At 65.4% G+C, this 22,186-nt stretch carries 21 protein-coding genes; 9 read left to right on the forward strand and 12 right to left on the reverse strand.

Going from position 1 to position 22,186, the window contains the following annotated elements; all coding sequences use genetic code 11:
* Positions 1 to 6 precede the first annotated feature (6 nt).
* Both ACE3TJ_RS18950 and ACE3TJ_RS18955 read right to left on the reverse strand, forming a co-directional pair.
* A complete protein-coding gene (locus tag ACE3TJ_RS18950; protein WP_374599011.1) occupies positions 7 to 342 on the reverse strand; it encodes a PilZ domain-containing protein in 336 nt (111 codons plus the stop codon).
* 86 nt (positions 343 to 428) lie between these two features.
* Positions 429 to 1,445: an SPOR domain-containing protein gene (locus ACE3TJ_RS18955; RefSeq protein WP_374599013.1), complete on the reverse strand. Its 1,017-nt coding sequence runs from the start codon at positions 1,443 to 1,445 to the stop codon at positions 429 to 431.
* A 201-nt stretch (positions 1,446 to 1,646) separates the two neighbouring features.
* Between ACE3TJ_RS18955 and ACE3TJ_RS18960 the strand changes: the two genes are divergently transcribed.
* The 3 genes from ACE3TJ_RS18960 to ACE3TJ_RS18970 are packed head-to-tail and all read left to right on the forward strand — an operon-like array spanning position 1,647 to position 4,353.
* Positions 1,647 to 2,360, forward strand: a complete 714-nt coding sequence (locus tag ACE3TJ_RS18960; RefSeq protein WP_374599015.1) for an AAA family ATPase — start codon at positions 1,647 to 1,649, stop codon at positions 2,358 to 2,360.
* Between the two features lie 39 nt (positions 2,361 to 2,399).
* Complete coding sequence (locus tag ACE3TJ_RS18965) at positions 2,400 to 2,993, forward strand: hypothetical protein (RefSeq protein ID WP_374599017.1); 594 nt, start codon at positions 2,400 to 2,402, stop codon at positions 2,991 to 2,993.
* 31 nt (positions 2,994 to 3,024) lie between these two features.
* On the forward strand, positions 3,025 to 4,353 hold the full coding sequence (locus ACE3TJ_RS18970; RefSeq protein WP_374599019.1) for a tetratricopeptide repeat protein: 1,329 nt from the start codon (positions 3,025 to 3,027) through the stop codon (positions 4,351 to 4,353).
* Here the strand turns inward: ACE3TJ_RS18970 and ACE3TJ_RS18975 are convergent, their stop codons facing one another.
* Complete coding sequence (locus tag ACE3TJ_RS18975) at positions 4,354 to 5,586, reverse strand: dihydroorotase family protein (RefSeq protein WP_374599462.1); 1,233 nt, start codon at positions 5,584 to 5,586, stop codon at positions 4,354 to 4,356.
* Positions 5,583 to 6,599, reverse strand: a complete 1,017-nt coding sequence (locus ACE3TJ_RS18980; RefSeq protein WP_374599021.1) for an aspartate carbamoyltransferase catalytic subunit — start codon at positions 6,597 to 6,599, stop codon at positions 5,583 to 5,585. Before ACE3TJ_RS18980 ends, ACE3TJ_RS18975 begins: the two co-directional genes overlap by 4 nt.
* Positions 6,600 to 6,944: 345 nt before the next feature.
* Between ACE3TJ_RS18980 and ACE3TJ_RS18985 the strand changes: the two genes are divergently transcribed.
* Positions 6,945 to 8,276: an MFS transporter gene (locus ACE3TJ_RS18985; RefSeq protein WP_374599023.1), complete on the forward strand. Its 1,332-nt coding sequence runs from the start codon at positions 6,945 to 6,947 to the stop codon at positions 8,274 to 8,276.
* A 140-nt stretch (positions 8,277 to 8,416) separates the two neighbouring features.
* Here the strand turns inward: ACE3TJ_RS18985 and ruvX are convergent, their stop codons facing one another.
* Entirely contained in the window at positions 8,417 to 8,884 is a 468-nt protein-coding gene (gene ruvX, locus ACE3TJ_RS18990; protein WP_374599025.1) for a Holliday junction resolvase RuvX, read from the reverse strand.
* Complete coding sequence (locus ACE3TJ_RS18995; RefSeq protein ID WP_374599027.1) at positions 8,881 to 10,140, reverse strand: DUF3089 domain-containing protein; 1,260 nt, start codon at positions 10,138 to 10,140, stop codon at positions 8,881 to 8,883. The genes ruvX and ACE3TJ_RS18995 overlap by 4 nt, the downstream gene beginning before the upstream one ends.
* Before the next feature lie 68 nt (positions 10,141 to 10,208).
* Here ACE3TJ_RS18995 and ACE3TJ_RS19000 point away from each other — a divergent pair, with 68 nt between their 5' ends.
* From ACE3TJ_RS19000 to gatB, 4 genes are all read left to right on the forward strand, one after another.
* Complete coding sequence (locus ACE3TJ_RS19000; protein WP_374599029.1) at positions 10,209 to 11,903, forward strand: amidohydrolase family protein; 1,695 nt, start codon at positions 10,209 to 10,211, stop codon at positions 11,901 to 11,903.
* Positions 11,904 to 11,980: 77 nt separating this feature from the next.
* Complete coding sequence (gene gatC / locus ACE3TJ_RS19005) at positions 11,981 to 12,268, forward strand: Asp-tRNA(Asn)/Glu-tRNA(Gln) amidotransferase subunit GatC (RefSeq protein WP_374599031.1); 288 nt, start codon at positions 11,981 to 11,983, stop codon at positions 12,266 to 12,268.
* Positions 12,268 to 13,743, forward strand: a complete 1,476-nt coding sequence (gatA, locus tag ACE3TJ_RS19010; RefSeq protein ID WP_374599033.1) for an Asp-tRNA(Asn)/Glu-tRNA(Gln) amidotransferase subunit GatA — start codon at positions 12,268 to 12,270, stop codon at positions 13,741 to 13,743. The genes gatC and gatA overlap by 1 nt, the downstream gene beginning before the upstream one ends.
* A gap of 1 nt (position 13,744) precedes the next feature.
* Positions 13,745 to 15,232 (forward strand): Asp-tRNA(Asn)/Glu-tRNA(Gln) amidotransferase subunit GatB, encoded by a 1,488-nt coding sequence (gatB, locus tag ACE3TJ_RS19015; protein WP_374599035.1) that lies wholly within the window; start codon positions 13,745 to 13,747, stop codon positions 15,230 to 15,232.
* 21 nt (positions 15,233 to 15,253) lie between these two features.
* Here the strand turns inward: gatB and ACE3TJ_RS19020 are convergent, their stop codons facing one another.
* The gene (locus tag ACE3TJ_RS19020) at positions 15,254 to 15,754 is read right to left on the reverse strand and encodes a hypothetical protein (protein ID WP_374599037.1); all 501 of its coding nucleotides are present in this window, start codon (positions 15,752 to 15,754) and stop codon (positions 15,254 to 15,256) included.
* 136 nt (positions 15,755 to 15,890) lie between these two features.
* Between ACE3TJ_RS19020 and ACE3TJ_RS19025 the strand changes: the two genes are divergently transcribed.
* Entirely contained in the window at positions 15,891 to 16,484 is a 594-nt protein-coding gene (locus tag ACE3TJ_RS19025; RefSeq protein ID WP_374599039.1) for a hypothetical protein, read from the forward strand.
* A gap of 19 nt (positions 16,485 to 16,503) precedes the next feature.
* On the opposite strand, the gene ACE3TJ_RS19030 is transcribed toward ACE3TJ_RS19025, so the two are convergent.
* From ACE3TJ_RS19030 to ACE3TJ_RS19050, 5 genes are all read right to left on the reverse strand, one after another.
* Positions 16,504 to 16,995 (reverse strand): YbjN domain-containing protein, encoded by a 492-nt coding sequence (locus tag ACE3TJ_RS19030; RefSeq protein WP_374599464.1) that lies wholly within the window; start codon positions 16,993 to 16,995, stop codon positions 16,504 to 16,506.
* Between the two features lie 123 nt (positions 16,996 to 17,118).
* Complete coding sequence (locus ACE3TJ_RS19035) at positions 17,119 to 17,436, reverse strand: accessory factor UbiK family protein (RefSeq protein WP_374599041.1); 318 nt, start codon at positions 17,434 to 17,436, stop codon at positions 17,119 to 17,121.
* A 27-nt stretch (positions 17,437 to 17,463) separates the two neighbouring features.
* Complete coding sequence (locus tag ACE3TJ_RS19040; protein ID WP_374599043.1) at positions 17,464 to 17,964, reverse strand: TspO/MBR family protein; 501 nt, start codon at positions 17,962 to 17,964, stop codon at positions 17,464 to 17,466.
* A gap of 5 nt (positions 17,965 to 17,969) precedes the next feature.
* Complete coding sequence (locus ACE3TJ_RS19045) at positions 17,970 to 21,080, reverse strand: efflux RND transporter permease subunit (RefSeq protein ID WP_374599045.1); 3,111 nt, start codon at positions 21,078 to 21,080, stop codon at positions 17,970 to 17,972.
* Entirely contained in the window at positions 21,077 to 22,165 is a 1,089-nt protein-coding gene (locus ACE3TJ_RS19050; protein ID WP_374599047.1) for an efflux RND transporter periplasmic adaptor subunit, read from the reverse strand. The genes ACE3TJ_RS19045 and ACE3TJ_RS19050 overlap by 4 nt, the downstream gene beginning before the upstream one ends.
* Positions 22,166 to 22,186 lie beyond the last annotated feature (21 nt).

Below are 22,186 nucleotides of genomic sequence, written 5' to 3' on the forward strand. Positions count from 1 at the left end.
GTGCTGTCAGGCATTCAGGGTGTAATCGGCAGCCGACGTCATTCCGGCGCAGAGCGAGGCGAGCGCGAAGGTCGCCGCATCCTCGCCCGCAAGAAAGCGAAGCGCCGCGCCATCCCGCCCGACACGGACGACCCGCGCGCGAATCGCTCCGGCGACCGGGTGGGAGAGGACGACCGGCTCATCGATGTGGAGCGCGTGATCGGTTTCGATGAAGGCACCGGCGGCGGAGACATCGCGCAGCGCGGCGCTGACGTCCACGCCCGCGACGTGAAGCGTGCAGAACCTGCCGCTGCGGATCGCAGCGTGCCGCCGTGGGAATTCGCTGATGTTGTTGCCGATCATTCGCCGTCTGTCCCGCACCAAAGCAACTCTCGGGACATACGCGTCCCGCGGGTATCCAGAGCTAGCGCAAAGCCGTCGATGAAAGGTTAATTGGTGTGGACTGCGAAGCACGGCCTGCCACTGTCGCGCAGGCGCTGGCAGATAGCGTTGGCATCGCCGGCGTTCGCGAAGCGGCCAGCTTGCAGGCGGACCATGTTGCCGCTTGGCGCGTAAGCCGGTTCCAGGCCCGATACGATCGCCGGGTATTCGCGGCGCAGCGCTGTCCACGCTTCGCGGGCTCGGGCTTCCTGGGAGAAGGCGCCGAGCTGGATGCGCCATTCGCCGCCTGCGGGGCTTGCGGCTGCCGGGGCGGTGGCGCGGGGCGCCGGGATTTCGGTGTTGGCGACGATCGTGCGGCCGGGTGCGGCGGTTGGGCGGGGGTTCGTCACTGCAGGGGTCTGTGCCGGCTTCGGCGTTGCCGGCACCTTCTCCGTCGCGATGGTATTGGTAAGCTTGCGCGGGCCTGGCGCGGGCACGGGCTTGCCGCTTGATGCAAGCTTGTCGCCCGTCGTCATCGCCTCGGCCATCGCGCTGCCCGCTGCGCGGTCGGCGGGCGACAGGCTTGCCGTCATGGTGGCAAGCGCGCGCCCGGCCTGCGGGAGGCCGGCATTGTTCGCCTGCGTCATATAGGCGTAGGCCAGCGGCCAGTTCTTCGGCAGCGTATCGCCGTTGAAGTGGAGCACGCCGAGCATGTATTGCGCGCGGGCATCGCGCTTCGCGGCCGCCTTCTGCCAGAGTTCCGCTGCCTGTGCTTTCTCGCCGCGCTGGGCGAGTAGGATGCCAAGGTTGGATTGGGCAGGTGCGTGGCCCTTGTCGGCGGCGCGGCGATAGAAGTCTTCCGCCTTCGCCTTGTCGAGCGGGACGCCGCGGCCGAGCTTATAAGCCTGCCCCATATTGAAGAGTGCGTCGGGGTCGCCCTTGGCTGCAAACGGCATCCATTCGACGACCGCGCCCTTGTAGTCGTTTGCCTGCCATTTGACGACGCCTTCCTTGACCCCGCCAAGTGCCGGAACCGAAACAAAAAGGGCGAGAAACGCAGTCGCGGTGATGAGGCCGTGTCGCATGGTGGCGTTCTCTAGAGCAGTCTTTCCGGCAAGGGAATCCCCGACAGCGGTTACGATGCCGCGCAGGGAAACTCCCCGCCGCATTTTTCGCACGCAATCATCGGAGAGTTTTCAAGAAATAACCCCAAGGCTTTACCGAAAATTAGCTTTGTGCGTGCGATCCATGCCCCTGCAATTCGCAGAGTCTATGGGGAAAAGCCAATGCGCGTTCTCGCGTTAGCTTCACAAAAGGGCGGTTCGGGCAAGACCACGCTCAGCGGTCATCTCGCTGTTCAGGCGCAGAGGGCCGGCGCGGGGCCCGTCGTTCTCATCGATATCGATCCCCAGGGCTCGCTTGCCGACTGGTGGAACGAGCGTGAGGCCGAAATGCCCGCATTCGCGCAGACAACCGTCGCGCGTCTCGTCACCGATCTTGAAATGCTGCGGCAGAAGGGCTTCAAGCTCGCCGTGATCGATACGCCGCCGGCGATCACCGTCGCCATCCAGAGCGTGCTTTCGGTCGCCGAACTCGTTGTCATCCCGACCCGCCCAAGCCCGCACGACCTGCGCGCCGCCGGCGCCACGGTCGAGCTGTGCGAGCGGGCAGGCAAGCCGCTCATCTTCGTCGTGAACGCGGCAACGCCGCGCGCCAAGATCACCTACGAGGCTGCCGTCGCGCTTTCGCAGCACGGCACGGTCGCGCCGGTGACGCTGCACCACCGCACCGATTTCGCGGCGTCGATGATCGACGGCCGCACGGTCATGGAAATCGAGCCTGACGGCAAGTCCGCGCAGGAAATCGAGGAGCTGTGGACGTACATCGCGGACCGCCTTGAGAAGAATTTCCGCCGGACGGTGTTCAATGCACCGGGCCAGCATGTACCGACTCCTGCCGTGCGGGCCGCCGGCGGGTTCGGTCGGAAAGCTGCAAGTTAAGAATAAGATGCAAGGGGCCGTTCCGGGGAAAGGTAAGTTATGAACGAGGCCAACTATGCTTCTTTGAGCGCGGGTCTACTCGCGCGGAAGGGACAAGCGCGCCCGGCGATGCGGCCGCAAGGCTACGGCTTTGCGTCCGACGACGATCTCGGTTGGAACGACATGGGCGGCGACATGCTCACCGCCGAACAGCGTGCGGCGCTGATGCCGGCCCAGCCGATGCATTTCCAGCCGCGTCCGGCAGTGGATTTCGACGAATCCGTGCCTTCGCCCGTTGCCGCACAGCAGCAGGCGATCGCAGACGAGTTCGCGGCAGCTGCCATGGCGGCTGTGGTCGAGATTGCTGAAGAGCCGCAAGTGCCCGTGGTTTCGCCGACGCCGGTGGCGGCGCCGATCCCGACGATCAACGTGGCACCCGCGCAGCCCGTGCATCGCCCGCGTGCGGTGGCAGGCTCCAAGGCGAAGGCGGCGTTCACGCTGCGCCTCGACCCGGAGCGCCACATGAAGCTGCGGCTCGCGTGCGTCTACGCGCACCAGTCCGCGCAGCAGCTCGTGACCGCGGCGCTCGACGAATATCTGTCCACGCATTTTCCGGACGCGTTGAAAGACGTGAGGAAGACGGCCGCCAACTAGGCGCGAACGACGGGGTGAAGGGGCCAAAGACATGCAGACGCAGCGCAATACGGTGCTCAAGCTGGCCGCGAGCGCATTTACGCTCGGGGTCTCTCTGACGGCGTGCCAATCCTCGAACAGCCCCGTGGCGCACGTGAATACGGCGATCGGCTCCGTCGATGCGCCGCAGCCTTCGGTCGTCCTCATCAAGCAGGCGGAAGCCGCGCGGCTCGCCGGTAATCCCGTTGCTGCGATCAGCTTCGCCGAGCTTGCCGTTACCGCCGATCCGCAGAACGCCGACGCGCGCTTCACGCTTGCCAAGGCCTACACGGCGGCGGGGCGTTACCAGTCGGCTGCGGAAGCCTATGGTGATCTTTCGGCGATGAACCCTGCGGACGCCAACGTCCGGTTCCGCGCGGCGCTTTCGTCGCTTGCGGCGGGTAACCGCTACACGGCGCTTTCGTCGCTCGATGCGCTTGCTGCCGAGCCTTCGCTTGCTGCCGATGTCGGCCTCGCGCTTGCGCTTTCGGGTGAGACGCGCAAGGCGATCAGCCTGCTCGAAACGTCCGTTCGTGCGGGCAATTCGACCCCGCGCCTTCGCCAGAACCTCGCGCTCGCACAGGCGCTTGCCGGCGAATGGGCAGCGGCGCGCACGACCGCTTCGATGGACCTTGCCCCCGATGCGGTCGATGCCCGCGTTGCGGAATGGGCTGCGATTGCTTCCAACACCGACAGTTCGTGGCGGACCGCTTCGGTGCTGGGCGTGGAGATGGCCGCGAATGATGCCGGCCGCCCCGTGGCGCTTGCCTGGGCGCCTCGGCAGGCTGAGACCGTGGTTGCTGTGGTTGAAGCCCCCGTCGTGGAAAGCACGCCGGAGCCTGTGGCTGTTGCCGCTGTTGCTGAACCCGCTCCGGTGGTGATCGCTGAGGCTGCGCCGATCGTTCGTGCCGAGCCTGTCGCCATTGCGCGGGCCGAGGTGCCGGTCGCTGCCGAGCCTGCGCAGCCGATCGTGAAGATCCGGGCGGTGCAGCCTGGGTTTGAAGCGCCGAAGCCTGTTTCCGCGGTGAAGCGGGAGATCCGTGCGCTGCAGAAGCCGACGCATGGCGCGTGGGTCGTCCAGCTCGGTTCCTATGCGAAGCCCGAGTTTCTGAACGCGGGCTGGAAGACACTGATCCGCAAGAACAGCGCGCTGGGCGAATTCGAGCCGATCCGGAGCCAGATCGCGGTCAACGGGGCGACATATCATCGTCTCGCTATCGGATCGTTCGCGAACGTCAACGAAGCGGTCGATCTTTGCCGCGACCTGAAGGCCGGCGGCTATAGCTGCTTCGTCCGCAAGGGTGCGGGTGCGCCGGAAGCCACCTCCTCCAAGAAGGCCTGATCAGCCGGCGAAAGCGATTTCGCCGCCTTTCACGGTCCATTTGACGCGGCCCTGAACGGGAAGCCCGTCGAACGGCGTATTGTCGCCTGCCGACACGAATTTCGACGCCGCGATGCGCCACGGCGCGCCGGGATCGAACAGCACGATGTCGGCGGGTGCCCCTTCACCGAGATTTCCGCCCGGAACACCGAAGATCGCCGCCGGTGTCGCGCTCATCATCGCGATGAGGCGGGCGAGGGGAACGCCTGCGTTTTCGCCCGCCGAAATCGCCAGCGCGAGCAACGTCTCCGCGCCGGACATGCCGGGCGTCGCGTGCGCAAACGGCAGCCGCTTCTCGTCCTGCCCGCGCGGATCATGCGCCGAGGTGAGGCAATCGATCGTGCCGTCCGCAAGACCGCCAAGCAGCGCGCGGCGATCATCCTCGCTGCGGAGCGGCGGCGAGAGGCGCGTGAAGGTGCGATAGCCGGTGACGGCCTCGTCGTTCAGCAGCAGATAGGCCGGCGCGGTGCCGCAGGTGATGCGTGCTCCGCGTAAGCGCGCGGTGCGGATCACGTCCAGCCCCTCGGCCGTCGTCACCTGATGGATGTGGAGCCGCGCGCCCGCGGCTTCTGCGAGGCGCACGTCGCGCGCGATGGCGACGGCTTCGGCGATGGCGGGGGCCGAGGCAAGGCCCAGCCGCGTTGCGGTTTCGCCCGTTGTCGCCTCGGCGCCTTCAGTGAGCGCGGCGTCTTCGGCATGGACGACCGTGACGAGATCGAATGCGGCGGCATATTGCAGCAGCCGGTACATGACCGCTGCGGAGGCGATCTGACGGCGGCCCGTGGCGATGGCGACGGCGCCCGCCGCCTTCATCAGCGCGACTTCCGCAAGCTCCGTTCCCGCAAGGCCGCGCGTGGCCGCGGCGAGCGGATGCACCCACACGTGCGGCTTGCCGATGCGCTGGGCGCGCTCGGCGAGCGCGGGATCGTCGATCACCGGTGACTGATCGGGCATGAGCAGCGTACGCGTAATGCCGCCCGCAAGGAACGCGGCGGGTTCCGATTTGAATACGCCCGCATCGACGAGACCCGGCGCGGCGACGAGGCCCCCAGCATCGATCCGCATCGCATCGGACGGAATCTCGGGCCTGCCGATGGCGGCAATCGTGCGGTCGGCGATGAGGATGTCCGCGGTGGTATCGATCCCGCGCGCCGGATCGATGATGCGCGCATCTGTGATGGCGAGCGGCTTCATGCCCGTGCCCTCTGCGTTTCTGGCCAATCAGCCACGCCTCGCCGGGCGCGGGTCAGCACGTCGAGGCAGGCCATGCGGACGGCGACGCCCATCTCGACCTGCTCGGTGATCGCCGAGCGCGCGATGTCGTCCGCGACCTGCGATTCGATCTCGACGCCGCGGTTCATCGGGCCGGGGTGCATGACGAGTACGTTATCGCCCGCGGTCGCGAGGCGCTTCGCGGTGAGGCCGTAGAAATGGAAATACTCGCGTTCGGAAGGGAGATAGGCGCCCGCCATGCGCTCGCGCTGCAGGCGGAGCATCATGATGACGTCGGCGCCTTCGAGGCCCGCGTCCATATCCGTGAAGGCGGTGACGCCGAAACGCTCGATCCCGGCAGGCATCAGCGTCGGCGGCGCGACTGCGCGCACCTCGGCACCGAGCGCGGCGAGCAGGTGGAAGTTCGAGCGGGCGACGCGGCTGTGCAGGATATCGCCGCAGATCGCGACCTTGAGACCTTCGATGCGGCCCTTGCGGCGGCGAATGGTGAGCGCGTCGAGCAGCGCCTGCGTCGGATGCTCGTGGCGGCCGTCGCCCGCGTTGAGCACGGGGCAATCGACCTTGGAGGCGATGAGCGCGACTGCGCCCGAGGCATCGTGGCGGATCACGATGACGTCCGGGTGCATGGCGTTCAGCGTCAGCGCCGTATCGAGCAGCGTTTCGCCCTTCTTCATCGAAGAGGACTGGACGGACATGTTGACGACGTCTGCGCCGAGGCGCTTGCCCGCGATCTCGAACGACAAGAGCGTGCGCGTCGAATTTTCGAAGAAGGCGTTGATCTGGGTGAGGCTCGCCAGCCGTTCGTCGCGCTTGTGCGCGCTGCGGCTGAGCTCGACCCAATGTTCGGCCTCTCTCAAAAGGAAGCCGATTTCCCAAGGCTTCAGGCCTTCGATTCCAAGCAGATGTGCGTGCGGGAAGGGATGCGCGCCCGGCGGCACGGCCGGTAGCGGAGCGGGTTCTTGTGTCGATGTCATTAAAGCCGAGCCTTTAGACGTCCGCGACCGGACGGGCAAGGGGCGAAACGGGGGAGGAGGGCGCAAGGCACCGGCGGGAGAACGGCAAAGCCACAAGCGACGCCGCCCCGATCCGCCCACAAGAAATCAACAACTTGCCGGGCAAAGTGGAGGAAGTAGAGGCCAATACGCGGATTTCGCGTTTGCGCGCGGGGGTGATTGACGAGAGGGGCGGCGGCGCGAGCTGGCATCGCTGTCTGCTACATCATCCGGTGGGCTGTAGGACAGGCGTTTCATATGCAAACCTGCAGGCTTGACGGGCGGACACGCGCCGGGCACGCCCATGCAAAAGCCGGGGGAGCGTCAATGAAGCACGAAGAAACCGCCGATCTGCCGTATCTGAAGAAGGTTGTCGGGGCTTCGATGGCCGGAACGGTCGTCGAATGGTACGAATTCTTCCTCTACGGCACCGTCGCGACGCTGGTGTTCGGCAAGCTGTTTTTCCCCGATACGGGCAACGAACTTGACGGCATCATCGCGGCATTCGCGACCTATGCGGTGGGTTTCATCGCGCGGCCGCTCGGCGGCATCGTTTTCGGGCATTTCGGGGACAAGATCGGCCGCAAGTCGCTGCTCCAGTTCAGCCTTATCCTGATCGGCCTTTCGACCTTCCTGATGGGCTGCCTGCCCTCCTTCCATCAGATCGGCTACTGGGCGCCGCTGCTGCTGGTGACGCTGCGCTTCATCCAGGGGTTCGCGCTCGGCGGTGAATGGGGCGGGGCGGTGCTGCTCGTCACCGAGCACAGCCCGAACCGCAGCCGCGGTTTCTGGGGCAGCTTCCCGCACGCCGCCGTGCCGCTCGGCAACCTTGCCGCGACGGTGGTGCTGCTCGTGCTTTCGGCGACGCTTTCGGAGGAGGCGTTTCTCTCGTGGGGCTGGCGCGTCGGCTTCTGGCTTTCGGTGGTGATCGTCGGCATCGGCTATTACATCCGCACGCAGGTGTCGGATTCGCCGATCTTCAAGGCGGCGAAGGCCGAAATGGAGGAAAAGGCGCACGCCGCCGGCAACGGCCTCACCGAAGTTTTCCGGCACTATCCGCGTCGCGTGTTCACGGCGATGGGCCTGCGCTTTGCCGAGAACATCCTCTACTACATGGTGGTGACGTTCTCGATCACGTACCTGTCGCACCGGGGCGTCGACACCACGCGCATTCTGACGCTGCTGTTCTTCGCGCACATCATTCATGCACTCATTATCCCCGCCGTGGGGCATGCCACCGACCGGTTCGGACGGAGGCCGCTCTATATCGCGGGCGCGCTGCTGACGATGGTGTGGCCGTTCGCGGCGTTTCCGATGCTGGATACGGGCACAACGGGCATCGTGCTCGCGGCGATTGTCACGGGCATGATGGTCCACTCGCTGATGTACGCGGCGCAGCCCGCGATCATGACCGAGATGTTCCCCACGCGGATGCGCTATTCGGGCGTTTCGCTCGGCTATCAGCTGACGGCGATCATCGCGGGATCGTGGGCGCCGCTGATCGGTACGGCGCTGTTGCGCGAATATGAAACGTGGTGGCCGATTGCCGTCTACATCATGTTCGCAGGGGCGGTGAGCCTGATCGCGGCGCTCGTGATGCGTGAGACGAAGGGGGTTTCGCTCGTCGTCATCGACCGCGAGGATGCGGCGCGAAACTAGGGTATGTGGGTATTCAGCCCATGCCGGGCTGCAAACGGCGGCTTTCTCCGCTTCCGGTGCTCACGTACCTTAAGTACGCTGCGCGCCGGTTCTCGAAATCCACCGTTTTCGCCTCGCCCTGAGCAGAATCCCCACATACCCTAGGCGGCTATCGCCAACGCATCGATTGCGGCTTGCAGAATGTGCGCGGCGGCGAGGGCATCGACGCGCTCGGCCCGCTTCGCGCGGCTCATGTCCGCGGCGATCATCTCGCGGGTGACGGCGACGGTGGAGAGGCGCTCGTCCCACAGGAGGACGGGGAGGGCGAATTCCGTTTCCAGCGCGCGCGCAAAGGCTCGGGTGGCCTGCGCGCGCGGGCCGTCGGTGCCGTCCATGTTCACCGGATAGCCGAGCACGAAGCCTGTGAGCGCGCGGCCGCCTGCGAGGCGGCGAAGCTCGGCGAAATCCTGCGCCTGCTTGCGGCGGATGATGGTTTCCGCCGCGGTCGCGAAGCGCCATTCGGCATCGCAGAAAGCAACGCCGATGGTCTTTGTGCCAAGATCGAGCCCGGCAAGAACGCCGCCCGATGGCAACTGCGCCGCGAACTCTGCGGCAGAGCGCGTGCTCACTTCGTACGCCGGGATGCTGCGGCGGGAGCAGTCAGCGCCGCCTGCACGCGGCGCTCGGCATCGGTACGCAGGTTCGTCCAGAACAGCGCATAGTCGTAGACATGGTAGTTGTTGCCGGGCAGCACGTAAGATCGGAGCCCCTCCGGCGGCTTCTCGCCGATGCTGAGATAGCCCTTGTCGGTGCATTTCGCTCCGACCACGCCAGATTCGAGCGTGGCGTTCGAATAGGTTTCGTCCACGGGGATCAGTGTGCCGAGGTTGCGCGCGGCGCCGTAGGGATCGCTCGCCTCGGCGCCTTCCATCGTTTCCACGGGAAGCGGCGAGGCCTCGGCCGCAAGGCTGCTGTGATGCGGGGCCTCGGTTTCCACGGATTCGGCTTCCGGGGGCACATCGGGCGTACCGGACAGCGGATTGGTGCAGAGCAGATGCGTTCCCGCGCGCGGCGCACCCGTGAGACCCGTCGTCGTGTAGAACGGATCGAAGATCGATTCCGGCTGCGCAGGCTCGGCGTAGCTCTGGTAAGCGATGATGCAGCGCGTTTCCTCGGGCGTTTCGCACGGCTTCAGGCCGAGCTTCGGCAGATCGCTTTCGATCGAGATCGGCCAGCCGATGAGATAGGCGGCAACGATGCGGTCTGCGACGGGCGTGCCCGCGATTCTTTGCGCGAGCAGCGAGACGAGGTGCAGCGAGCCCTGGCTATGGCCGGCGAGGATGATCTTCCGGTCGGCCGGAATCTCACGCAGGAACAACTCGAACGCCTTTTCAACGTCGCTGTAGGCAAGCGCGAACGACTTCGCCGAATCCGGTTCGCCGAGCGAGAGAAAAGCTCCGAACGTCGCCTGACGATATTTGGGCGCCCACACCTCGCCGATACCGTTGAAGACGCTCGCCTGGCTTTTCAGGAACACCGTCTGCCGGAAGCGCGGATCACCGGTGAGCGCGATGGGCGCGTTCCAGCGATCCCCTTTCAGGTAGGTAGTGGGATGCACGTAGAACACTGCGACGGCGGGCTTCGGCGCCGGGCTGTACCCCTCGGGCGTCCAGCGCACGACATCTGCCGGGATGCCGGGGCGGGCGAGCCATGCATCTGCACGGTCGTAGAACGTCGCCTCCGGCTTCGGACTGTCAGCGAAGCTCACATCCGGCACGAAGGCGGCGCGCATCAGGTGCGGCGCGAAAATCCGGTAGGCGAACGCACCCGCGATGGCGAGGACGACAAGAGCGGCGATGATGGCGAGAAACCGTCGAGCGGCCAAGTTGCTGGACTCCTTTGCTCGGGCGCTTAGCATGGCGACCATGCGACGAGAATACAGGGGTTAACACCATGCGTATCACACAGGTTCCCTTTGCCATCTGCATCACCCTGCCGCTTGCGGCCTGCGCGGCGGGAAGTGCTGCGCCCGCGCTTCACGACCTCGTGATTCGGGGCGGCACGATCTACGACGGCTCGGGCGGCGCGGCCGCTGTGGGCGATGTCGCCATCGACGGCGACAAGGTGGTCTCGGTCGGCCCCGCCGCGCGCGGGCGCACCGAAATCGACGCCAAGGGCCTCGCGGTGGCGCCGGGATTCATCAACACGCACAGCTGGGCAACCGAATCGCTGATTGTCGATCCGCGCGGTGTTGCCGACCTCAAGCAGGGCGTGACGCTGGAGGTGATGGGCGAGGGCTGGTCCATGGGGCCGATGAACGCCGAGATGAAGCGCCTGTCGGTAAGCCGCATGGGCGACGTGAAATACGATATCGAGTGGACGAGCCTCGGCGATTATCTCGCGTATCTCGAAAAGCGGGGGATCGCGCCGAACGTCGCGAGCTTCGTGGGCGCGGCGACGGTCCGCATCCACGAACTGGGCGAAGGCGATGTCGATCCGACGCCGGAACAGCTCGCGCGGATGCAGGGGCTGGTGAAGACCGCGATGAACGAGGGTGCGCTCGGCGTCGGCTCCGCGCTCATCTATGCGCCGGGATCATTCGCGGAGAAGCCGGAACTCGTCGCGCTGATGCAGGCCGCCGCGCCGTGCGGCGGGCGCTACATCAGCCACATGCGCTCCGAAGGCGACAACATCCTCGATGCGGTGGACGAGCTGATTGACATCTCGCGGCAATCGAAGGCGCCCGCGATCATCTATCACCTGAAACTGGCGGGCAAGGACAACTGGGGCAAGCTCGACGCCGTCATCGCGAAGGTGGAAGCCGCGCAGAAGGCGGGCCTCGACATCACCTCCACCATGTACACGTATCCTGCGGGCGGTACCGGCCTTGACGCCTCGATGCCGCTCTGGGTGCAGGAAGGCGGCGAAGAAGCCTGGTTCAAGCGACTGCAAGACCCCGCCGTGCGCGCCAAGGTCGCCGCGGAGATGAAGACGCGTGGAGATGGCTGGGAGAACCTCTACTATCAGGCCGGGTCGCCGGAACGGCTGGTTCTTGTGGGTTTCAAGACCGACAAGCTGAAACCGCTCGCGGGCAAGACGCTCGGCGAGGTGGCGCGGGAACGCGGCAAGAGCCCGGAGGAAACCGCGATGGACCTCGTGGTGGAAGACGGCAGCCGCATCGGCACCATCTACTTCCTGATGGACGAGAAGAACGTCGCGAAGCAGACGGCGCTGCCGTGGATGAGCTTCGGGTCGGACGCCGAGGCGCCGGCAACGGAAGGCGTGTTCCTGAAATCACCGACGCACCCGCGTGCTTACGGCAACATCCCCCGCCTGCTCGGCAAGTATGTGCGCGACGAAAAGACGACCGGCCTTTCGCAGGCGGTGCGCCAGCTCACCTCCTTCTCCGCCGAGCAGATGGGTATCAAGGGGCGCGGACGCCTGGCGCCTGGCTATTTCGCCGACGTCGTTGTCTTCGATCCCGCGACGATCGCCGACAAGGCGACCTTCGAAAAACCGCACCAGTATTCGGTGGGCGTGCGCGACGTGTTCGTGAACGGCCAGCAGGTGCTGAAGGACGGGGAGCCCACGGCGGCGCGGCCGGGCCGTTTCGTGAAGGGGCCCGGGGCGGGGAAGTGTCCGGCTTAAGCCGGGCACCACAGCGCTTGCGGGGCGGCGAAGGCGCGTGCTAACGGCTCGGGCTCAATCAATCCGGGGTTTTTTGCATGTCCGTTGACGCCGCAACCGTCAAACGCGTCGCGCATCTTGCGCGCATCAAGGTCGATGATGGCCGCTGTGAGGTGATGGCCGAGGAGCTTTCCAAGATCCTCGGCTGGGTGGAGATGCTCGGCGAGGTGAATACGGACGGTGTGGAGCCGCTCGCGGCGGTGATTCCGAACACGCTGCGCTGGCGCGAAGATGTCGTCACCGATGGCGGGATTCAGGACAAGGTGCTGCAGAACGCGCCGAAGGCCGAATACGGCTTCTTCGCCGTGCCGAAGGTGATCGAATAATGGCGGCGCTGACCGACCTGACGCTTGGCCAGATGCGCGACGGGCTGCGCGCCAAGGAGTTCTCTGCGAAGGACCTCGCCGAAGCGCATGTGAAGGCGGTGGAAGCCGCACGCGTGCTGAATGCCTTCACCGTGGAGACGCCGGAGCTGGCGCTGAAAGCCGCCGAGGCGGCTGACGCGGCGCTCGCGAAGGGCGAGGCGAAGCCGCTTTCGGGTATCCCGCTCGGGATCAAGGATCTGTTCGCGACCGAGGGCGTGCAGAGCGCGGCGGCCTCGAACATCCTCAAAGGCTTCAAGCCGCCCTATGAATCGACCGTGAGCGGCAGGCTCTTCGCGGACGGCGCGGGAATGCTGGGCAAGCTCAACATGGACGAGTTCGCCATGGGCTCGTCGAACGAGACGAGCGCGTTCGGCACGGTCATCAACCCGTGGCGTGGCAAGGGCAATGAGAGCCTCGTGCCGGGCGGCAGTTCGGGCGGCTCGTCGGCGGCTGTCGCGGCGCGGCTCGTCGCGGGCGCTACGGGCACGGATACCGGCGGCTCGATCCGTCAGCCGGCGGCGTTCACGGGCATTTCGGGTATCAAGCCGACCTACGGCCGCTGTTCGCGCTGGGGCATCGTGGCGTTCGCAAGTTCGCTCGATCAGGCCGGGCCGATGGCGCGCGACGTGCGCGACTGCGCGATCCTGCTGAAATCCATGTGCGGGTTCGACCCGAAGGATTCGACCAGCCTCGACCTGCCGGTGCCGGATTTCGAGGCGGCGCTGACCGGCGACCTGAAAGGCAAGCGCGTCGGCATTCCGAAGGAATATACGGTCGACGGCATTCCGGCCGAGATCGATGCGCTTTGGAAGAAGGGCGCGGACATGCTGCGCGATGCGGGCGCGGAGATCGTCGATATTTCGCTGCCGCACACGAAGTATGCGCTTCCCACCTACTACATCATCGCGCCTGCGGAGGCTTCGTCCAACCTCGCGCGCTATGACGGCGTGCGCTACGGGCTTCGCGAGGCACCGGAGAACGGCAGCCTGATCGATATGTACGAGGCGACGCGCTCGGCGGGCTTCGGTTCCGAGGTGCAGCGCCGCATCCTGATCGGCACCTACGTGCTCTCGGCGGGCTATTACGACGCCTATTATCTGAAGGCGCAGAAGGTGCGCGCGCTGATCCAGCGCGATTTCATGCAGGCGTTCGAGCGCTGCGACGTGATTCTCGCGCCGACCGCGCCAAGCGCGGCGTTCGGCATCGGCGCGAACATCGACGACCCGATCGCGATGTACCTCAACGACGTGTTCTGCGTGCCCGCGAGCCTTGCGGGGCTTCCGGCGATGTCCGTACCGGGCGGGCTTTCCGACGACGGCCTGCCGCTCGGCCTCCAGATCATCGGGCGTCCGCTCGACGAGGAAGGCGTGTTGAACGCGGGCTATGCGATCGAACAGGCGGCGGGCTTCACAGCGCGGCCGGAGGCTTGGTGGTAAGATGAGCGACTACAGGATCAAAGGCGAAACCGGCGAGTGGGAGGTCGTGATCGGCCTCGAAGTGCACGCGCAGGTCACATCGAACGCCAAGCTGTTTTCGGGCGCCGCCACGGCGTTCGGGGCCGAGCCGAACACGCAGGTCAGCCTTGTCGATGCGGCGATGCCGGGGATGCTGCCGGTCATCAACGGCGAGTGCGTGAAGCAGGCGGTTCGTACCGGCCTCGCGCTCGACGCGAAGATCAACACGTGGTCGCGCTTCGACCGCAAGAACTACTTCTACGCCGATCTGCCGCAGGGATACCAGATCAGCCAGTTCCAGCACCCGATCGTGGGCGAGGGCGAGATTCACATTGATCTCGGCGAGGGGCGCACCAAGACGGTGGGCCTGGAGCGCATCCATCTGGAGCAGGACGCGGGCAAGTCGATGCACGACCAATCGCCGCGCTATTCCTATGTCGACCTTAACCGCTCGGGCGTCGCGCTGATGGAGATCGTGTCGCGGCCGGATATGCGCTCGCCGGAAGAGGCAGGGGCGTATGTGAAGAAGCTGCGTTCGATCCTGCGCTACGTGGGAAGCTGCGACGGCAACATGGAGGAAGGCTCCATGCGCGCCGACGTGAACGTCAGCGTGCGCAGGCCCGGCGATGATCTCGGCACGCGCTGCGAAGTGAAGAACGTGAACAGCGTTCGCTTCGTGCAGGCGGCGATCGAATACGAAGCGCAGCGGCAGGTGGAGATCATCGAGGGCGGCGGCACGATCGTGCAGGAAACACGCCTGTTCGATCCCGGCCGCATGGAAACGCGCTCGCTGCGTTCCAAGGAAGACGCGCACGACTACCGCTATTTCCCGGACCCTGACCTGCTGCCGCTGGTGTTCGACGATGCCTTCGTGGAAGCGCGCCGCGCCGAATTGCCGGAACTGCCGGATGCTAAACGTGCGCGATATATCAACGATTTGGGCATTTCCGTCGCGAACACGGATGTTATCACGGCAGAAATTGAGACGGTTCAGCTATTTGAAGCACATTTGAAAGATGCTGCCCTTAAACAGGGAAAACCGGAAAAGGAGTTGGCTAAACAGATTTCAAACTGGATAGTTTCAACTGTTCTTGGTGAAGCTAATCGACGTAAATTAGCTCTTACTCTGGAAAATTTCAAACCTTCGGCAAGCACAACGATTATTACGTTGATTAATAACAATGTGATCTCAGGATCGGCTGCGAAAGACGTTTATACATATTACTTGGACACGGGAGGCGACCCCGAGAAGATCGTGGAAGAGCGGGGGCTGAAGCAGGTCTCCGACACCGGCGCGCTCGACGCGGCGATCGCTGACGTGCTCGCGAAGAACGCCGACAAGGTCGCCGAATACAAGGGCGGCAAGGAAGCGCTGTTCGGCTTCTTCGTCGGCCAGACGATGAAAGCGACCGGCGGCAAGGCGAACCCGAAAGTGGTGAACGAACTGCTGAAGGCGGCGCTGGCGCAGTAGCGCGGCGCCGCCTTCGCAGGGTCAGAGCGTTGGCGGCGTTGTTTCTGCCGTGGCCGGGGCGGCCTCGATCGGTGCTGCAGCGGGGCCGGGTTCGACCTCGGCCGTTGTAGCCGCTGGTTCCGCGGTGGCAGGCGCAACGGCCGGCGCAGGAGCGGCAGCGATGAACTTGATGGCGGTGCCGGTTACGGCGGTGCTTCCCCAGCTCATCAACGTGACGCGCGAATCGCCGTAGCTCGCCTTGATCACGGCATCGGCGCCGAGCTTTTCACCCCGCTCCCAAAGCTCGCGGTAGATCTTTTCCTGGCTGGCTTCCTTGCTGAAGATCGTGGCCTTGCGAACTTCGGCCTTGACCTCTCCCAGCACTTCGTAAGGACGGTCGGTGATGTCGTGCGGGAATACCGGCACGCCGACAGCCTCGTTCACGATCACGTAATTCAGCTTCTTCGTGTCTTTCGCAAGACCGGGTGTTGCGCCGAGGACGGCGGCGAGTGCTGCAATTCCAACCACAGCGGTGCGAACCATGATGGCCCCCAAGGTTTTCGACTCCGGAAGGGCACCATCGCCCTCCCGCTCGCGCTTCACCACGCCTTCGGGGCAATTGCAATCGTCACGCATACGGAACATGATCGGGCATGTGGAATCCTGTTGGGGGACGGGTGTGAACGGCTGGGGATTGATGGCGGCAGCGCTGGTGCTGCCTTCGGCGGCAATCGCGCAGGAACAGATTTCTTCCGTGGCTGCCGCCGAGGCCGTGCCGGCGGTCACGACCATGTCGGCGGGACGGCTGGCGAAGGGCACCGTTCTTGAACTGATGGTGCTGAACGAAGTGTCATCCCGCACCGCGCAGCCCGGTATGCGCATCGTACTCAGGCTCAACAAGCCGCTGCTCATCGATGGAAAGCTCGTGCTTGCCGAGGGCACGCCGGTGTTCGGGGAGGTGCTGGACACCAAGATGAGCGGATCGGCAGGAAGCCGGGGGCAACTCTCCGCGCGGCTCACGCACATCCAGAACGGTACGCAGCGCATTCCAGTGACGGGCGACATGAGCGCTCTTGGAAAAGGCGGGAAATCGGATGATGCGCTGAAATGGGTTCTGGCGCCGATCTATGCGCCGTTCGCTCCGGGGAACAATGCGAAGCTGAAGGCCGGGCAGATCGTGAACGGTGTGATTGAGGCCGATCATGACGTGACATGGGATGCCGGAGGAAAAGCGCAGATCACGCCGACGACAGCGTCAGGCCCGGTTTCCTAGACCACGATCGCTTCAGGCTTCAGGCCTCGCCCACCGTGTCGATGAGTGCGGCGTCGAGCGCTTCGCGCGGGGTTTTTCCGGCCCAGAGGATGAACTGGAAAACGGGGTAGTAGCGTTCGCACTCGTCGACGGCGGCTTCGACGAGGGTTTCGGCCTGTGCGAGCGAGAGGCCGCTGTCTTCGTCCGGGCCGTCGAGCATCGAGGCGTGGCGGAAGAGGAGCGTGCCGTCCGCCGACCACATTTCGAAGTGGCCGAGCCAGAGCTGTTCGTTGATGAGGCTCAGCGCCTCCCACACGGCTGCGCGGCGGTTTTCCGGCACGCGGATGTCGGGCATGGCGATGAACTGGAGGACGCGTTCCTCCTCGCGCCAGAGCGCGCGGAGCTGGTACGTCGTCCAGCTGCCCTCGACGCGGGCAATAAGTTCTTCGTCGCTGGCGCGCTCGAACGACCAGCCATGCGCGCCGAAATAATGCTCGAGCATGTCGAGCGGCGCTGCCGTGGCCTGGGCCATTTCAAGTTCGAGTTCGGTCAATAGCTGGTCCGATAGAGTTCAAGCCTGCACCATATATGGTGCGACGCCCACAGGCGACACGCAAGACGCTGCGCGCCGGCGACCGCGAATTTGCTGTGGATATCAGGCCGCGGGCGCTGATTTGTCCACCTTCTTCGCCGCGGGCTTGCGTGCCGGGGCGGCTTTCGCTGGCGTCGTTCCCGCCGCGGCTTCGAGCTTGGCGATTCGCGCCTTCAGCTCCTCGTTCTCGGCGCGGGCGTTTGCTGCCATCTGCTTCACGGCCTCGAATTCCTCGCGCTTCACGAGATCGAGTCCGCCGACGAATTCCTCCATGCGCGCGCGGAAGCCCGCTTCCATCTCCCGGCCCATGCCGGCGAGCGAACCCATGGCGCCGGTCGCCATGCGCGAGAAATCGTCGAAGAAACGGTTTTTGGACTGCATGGACGGGGCCTTCGCTGTGTTGTGGGCCTAATATGGCGGCGCGGCGCCCGGATTCAACTGCCAGATGCGGAAGGCGAGCCCGGCGGCGAAGCAGAGCCATGCAAGATAGGGGACGAGCTGCCACGCGGCGATGCGGTCCAGCCGGGCGAACGCGAACGTCGTGGCGAGCGCGGCGGCGAGGATGACGAGAATGAGCGCGAAGCTTGCTCCGAGCAGGTGCAGCTTGAAGAACAGCGTCGACCACGCGAGGTTGAGCACGAGCTGGACGACGAAGAGCAGGGCGGCGCGGCTCCGCTCCGGGCCTCTAGGCGCGGCGAGGACGCGGGCGATCGCGACGCCCATCAGCGCGTAGAGAAGCGTCCAGACGATGCCGAACACGAACCCGGGCGGATAAAGCGCGGGTTTTACAAGTTCCGCGAACCAGGGGTTGCCTTCGCCCGACCCCGCGACGACGCCGGAGAGCGAGCCGAGCAGCATCACGGCCGGAACAGTGAGGAAGGCGATTCGAAGGGCCTTGGGAAGTGCCATCGTTTTTACTCCGCCGGGGCTGGCGCAGCGCCGCGTTCCTCATCCAGCTTGCGCGAAACCGCGAGCGGAGAGCCGGTGCCGCGCGCAAGGCGCCGGTAGAAGACGGGGATCACGAACAGCGTGAGCAGTGTTGCGAGACTGACGCCCCAGACGACGACGGTGCCGATTGCCTGCCGCGAGGCCGCGCCAGCGCCCGACGCGAGCATCAGCGGCACCGCGCCTGCGACGGTGGCGATCGAGGTCATGATGACGGGGCGCAGGCGGCGCACGGCGGCGCGGCGGATCGCGTCGTCGAACGCGACGCCCTGGTCGCGCAGCTGGTTTGCGAACTCGACGATGAGGATGCCGTTTTTCGCTGCGAGCCCGACGAGCATGACGATGCCGATCTGGCTGTAGAGGTTGAGCGACTGACCCATCACGACGAGACCGAGCAGCCCGCCGCCGACCGCGAGCGGCACGGTGAGTACGATGACGCCCGGATGCACCCAGCTTTCGAACTGCGCGGCGAGCACGAGGAAGACGAGCAGGATGGTGACGCCGAGCACGCCCCAGATCGCGCCGCCGGTCTGTTTGAAGGCGCGGCTTTCGCCATCGTAGCCGATGGCGGCAACTTCGGGCAGCGTCGAGGCTTCCGCCTCCAGCCAGTTGAGCGCCTCCCCGAGCGAATAGCCGGGGGCGACCGAACCTTCGAGCGTGATGGCGCGGAGCTTGTTGAAATGGCCGAGCTCGCCCGCATCGGCAAAGCTGCGCAGCGTGACGAGGTTCGAGAGCGGAACGACGTCTCCGGTGCGCGAGCGGACGTAGACGTTGGAAAGATCCTGCGGTGTCAGCCGGTCCTTGTTTTCGGCCTGTAGGATGACACGGTATTCCTCGCCCCGATCAATGTAGGTGGTGACGCGGCGGGAGCCCATCATGGTTTCAAGCGTGCGTCCAACCTCGCTGACGGACACGCCGAGGTCGCCCGCGCGTGTCGTGTCGATGTCGACGAGAAGCTGCGGCTTTGTTTCCTTATAGTCGGCTTCCAGGTTCTCGATGCCGGGATAGGACGCCGCAGCGTCCATGATCGCATCGCGGGCGCGAACCAGTTCCTCGAACGTTGCGCCGGCAATCACAAAGCGGATCGGACGGCCGCCGCGGCTGCCGATGGTCTGACCGCCCGAGGCGAAGCTGCGGACGCCTGGGTAATCCTCCAGCTTCTGCTGGATCATCTGCGCGGCTTCCGTCGTCGTCTGATCCCGCTCGTTCCACGTCTTCAGGAAGAAGACCATGCGACCATTCGAGAAGTCTTCGGTCGTGCCCCAGCTGCCCGGTGCACGCACGACCATGCGGCGGATCGGGCCGTCCTCTCCGATCAGCGGCAGCACGCGCGCCTGCAGATCCTCCATGTAGCGGACCATCTGCTCGTAGCCGGTGCCTTCTGCCGCGGTTACACTCACCTGGATGTTCCCTGTGTCCTCGAGCGGGGCGAGTTCGGATGGGAGTGTCGTCGCAAGCGCGACGCAGCCCGCGACGACGGCGGCAGATATACCGCCGATCAGAAGCGGACGCGCAAGCAGTCGGCCGAGTGCGCGGTCGTATGCCGCAGAAAGACGATCGAAACGCTGATCGACCCATTTCGTCATGCGGTTCGCGCCGGTTTCCGGCTTCAGCATCTTCGAGCAGAGCATCGGCGTCAGCGTCAGCGCGATGAAGCCCGAGAAGGCGACCGCGCCGATCATCGCCGCCGCGAGCTCGCGAAACAGCAGCCCGGTGTTTCCGGCAAGGAACATGATCGGCACGAACACGGAGCAGACGACGGCGGTCGTTGCAACCACGGCGAAGGCGACCTGCCGCGCGCCTTCATAGGCGGCGACGAGCGGCGTCTCGCCGTGCTCGATGCGGTAATAGATGTTTTCGAGCACGACGATCGCGTCGTCGACAACCAGGCCGATGGCGAGCACCAGAGCAAGGAGCGTGAGCAGATTGATCGAAAGCCCGAGCGCCCAGAGTACGGCGAACGTCGCAATCAGACAGATCGGTACCGTGACGGCGGGAATGAGTGTGGCGCGCGCCGAGCCGAGAAAAACATAGATCACGAGAATGACGAGAAGCGACGCTTCGGCGAGCGTCTTCCAGACGTTTTCGATGGCCGCAGAAATGAACACCGAACTGTCGTTCGAGATGTCGATGCTGACGCCGGCGGGCAACATCTTGCGCGTCTCCTCGATCCGCGACCTGACCTCTTCGGCCACGGCAAGCGTGTTTGCGCCCGACTGGCGCACGATGCCGATGCCGACGCCCGGTTTGCCGTTCGATCGGAAGAAGCTGTACGGATTTTCAGGTCCGACCTCGACGCGTGCGACGTCGCCGAGGCGAACCAGATGGCCGTCTGCACCGCGCGAAATGACAAGAGCACTGAATTCCTCGGCCCTGCTGTAGGCGCGGGCGACGCGAACGGTGAGATTCTGCGTTTCCGCCTCGACACGCCCCGCAGGCAGTTCGACGTTCTGGGTCCGCAGCGCAGCCTCTATGTCGCCGGGGGTCAGCCGATAGGCGGCGAGCTTCGAACGATCGAGCCAGATCCGCATCGCGGGCCGCGAGAGCCCGGCGACCATGACGCGGGCGACGCCGTCGATCGACGAGAAACGATCCACAAGGATGCGGTCCGCATAGTCGGCGAGCCAGAGCGGATCGCGCTCTTCGCCGGAGAGGTGCATCCACATGATCGGCTGCGAATCGACGTCGACCTTGCGAATTTCAGGTGGAATGACCTCGTCCGGCAGATCGTCGGCGAGGCCGCTGACACGGTCGCGAATGTCGTTTGCGGCATCGTCCACATTGCGCGTCGCCGAGAATTCGATGGTCACGTCGGCAACGCCGTCGCGCGAGCGCGAGCGGATCATTTCGATGCCCTCGACGCCGGCGATCCGGTCCTCGACGAGCTGGGTTATGCGCGATTCGACGACGCTGGCGGCCGCGCCGGGATACGCCACCTCGACCGAAACGATCGGCGGCTCGATGGCCGGATACTCACGTACGGGCAGCGAGAAGAAGGCGACGGCGCCGGCCAGCACGATGATGAGGCTGACGACAGCCGCGAACACAGGGCGTTTGACAGAGACATCGGAGAGGATCACCGGGACTTCCCTGCGCCCGCTGCGGCGCCGGAGAGGGCTCCGGTCGTGGACTTTTCAGGCTCTCCCGGGAACACGGGCCGAACCTCCGCATCGTCGCGCACCTTGACGACGCCGTCGGCGACGATGCGGTCGCCGCGATCGAGGCCGCCGGTGATTTCCACCATGCCGCCCGACCGCATTCCGACCTCGACCGGCACACGGTTCGCGATGTTCTTTTCATCGAGCCGGAAGATGAACTGGCGGTCGCCCTGCGCGACCAGCGCGAGTTCAGGGACGGCGAGCGCATCGCGCGGATTGGTGACGATGGAAACGGTGAGCAACATGCCGGGGTGCAGGCGCCGATCAGGGTTCGGGAGCAGCGCACGGACGGCAACCGAACGGGTGATGGGGTCGACCTGCGGCTCGACACCCTCCACGCTGCCACGGAACACTTCGCCCGGCCAGGCCTGCGCGCGCGCTTCGATATTCTGGCCGGCCTTGACCGCCGAAATGAAACGCTCGGGCACGGTGAAATCGAGCTTGATCGAGCTGATGTCGCTTATCGTCGCGATCTCGGTGCCTGCCGTGACGACGCTGCCCGGCGAGAGGCGGCGCAGGCCGACGACGCCGGAGAAGGGGGCGCGGATGATGCGGTCGCCGATCTGCGCGCGGATGGCACCCGCCTCGGCCCGCGCCTGATCGCGCGCGGCTGTCTGGGTATCTATGCTGGCATTGGTGGCGAAGCCGCGCTGCTGGAGTTCGCGCAGGCGGCCGAGCTGCTGCTGAGCTTCGCGTGAGCGCGCCTCCGCGCTGGCGAGGTCCGCATTCTGCTCGACAGTGCGCAGCACGGCGATCACGGTGCCGGCCTGCACATAGGCGCCGTCCGCGAAGCGCAGCGATTCCACGCGTTCGGTGACGGTGGAGGTCAGTGTGGTGGATTCGCGGGCAAAAGCGGTGCCGACGGCATCGATGCTGTCGACGAAGCGCGCGGGCTCGACAACGCCACCGACCACGGTCGGCGCACGGGCTTCACCACCTCCCTTCTGTCCGCCGCAAGCGGCCAGCAAAACGCCGAGCGCGAACGCAACGTGCCTTGATATCGACAATTCAAAACTCCGATCAGGCGT

This window comes from Sphingosinicella sp. (assembly GCF_041916975.1).
Taxonomy (GTDB): Bacteria; Pseudomonadota; Alphaproteobacteria; order Sphingomonadales; family Sphingomonadaceae; genus Sphingosinicella.

Coding starts and splice junctions, on each gene's coding strand:
- ACE3TJ_RS18950 (WP_374599011.1), bottom strand. CDS start 342: ATGATCGGCAACAACATCAGCGAATTCCCACGGCGGCACGCTGCGATC.
- ACE3TJ_RS18955 (WP_374599013.1), bottom strand. CDS start 1,445: ATGCGACACGGCCTCATCACCGCGACTGCGTTTCTCGCCCTTTTTGTT.
- ACE3TJ_RS18960 (WP_374599015.1), top strand. CDS start 1,647: ATGCGCGTTCTCGCGTTAGCTTCACAAAAGGGCGGTTCGGGCAAGACC.
- ACE3TJ_RS18965 (WP_374599017.1), top strand. CDS start 2,400: ATGAACGAGGCCAACTATGCTTCTTTGAGCGCGGGTCTACTCGCGCGG.
- ACE3TJ_RS18970 (WP_374599019.1), top strand. CDS start 3,025: ATGCAGACGCAGCGCAATACGGTGCTCAAGCTGGCCGCGAGCGCATTT.
- ACE3TJ_RS18975 (WP_374599462.1), bottom strand. CDS start 5,586: ATGAAGCCGCTCGCCATCACAGATGCGCGCATCATCGATCCGGCGCGC.
- ACE3TJ_RS18980 (WP_374599021.1), bottom strand. CDS start 6,599: ATGACATCGACACAAGAACCCGCTCCGCTACCGGCCGTGCCGCCGGGC.
- ACE3TJ_RS18985 (WP_374599023.1), top strand. CDS start 6,945: ATGAAGCACGAAGAAACCGCCGATCTGCCGTATCTGAAGAAGGTTGTC.
- ACE3TJ_RS19000 (WP_374599029.1), top strand. CDS start 10,209: ATGCGTATCACACAGGTTCCCTTTGCCATCTGCATCACCCTGCCGCTT.
- gatC (WP_374599031.1), top strand. CDS start 11,981: ATGTCCGTTGACGCCGCAACCGTCAAACGCGTCGCGCATCTTGCGCGC.
- gatA (WP_374599033.1), top strand. CDS start 12,268: ATGGCGGCGCTGACCGACCTGACGCTTGGCCAGATGCGCGACGGGCTG.
- gatB (WP_374599035.1), top strand. CDS start 13,745: ATGAGCGACTACAGGATCAAAGGCGAAACCGGCGAGTGGGAGGTCGTG.
- ACE3TJ_RS19020 (WP_374599037.1), bottom strand. CDS start 15,754: ATGGTTCGCACCGCTGTGGTTGGAATTGCAGCACTCGCCGCCGTCCTC.
- ACE3TJ_RS19030 (WP_374599464.1), bottom strand. CDS start 16,995: ATGGCCCAGGCCACGGCAGCGCCGCTCGACATGCTCGAGCATTATTTC.
- ACE3TJ_RS19035 (WP_374599041.1), bottom strand. CDS start 17,436: ATGCAGTCCAAAAACCGTTTCTTCGACGATTTCTCGCGCATGGCGACC.
- ACE3TJ_RS19040 (WP_374599043.1), bottom strand. CDS start 17,964: ATGGCACTTCCCAAGGCCCTTCGAATCGCCTTCCTCACTGTTCCGGCC.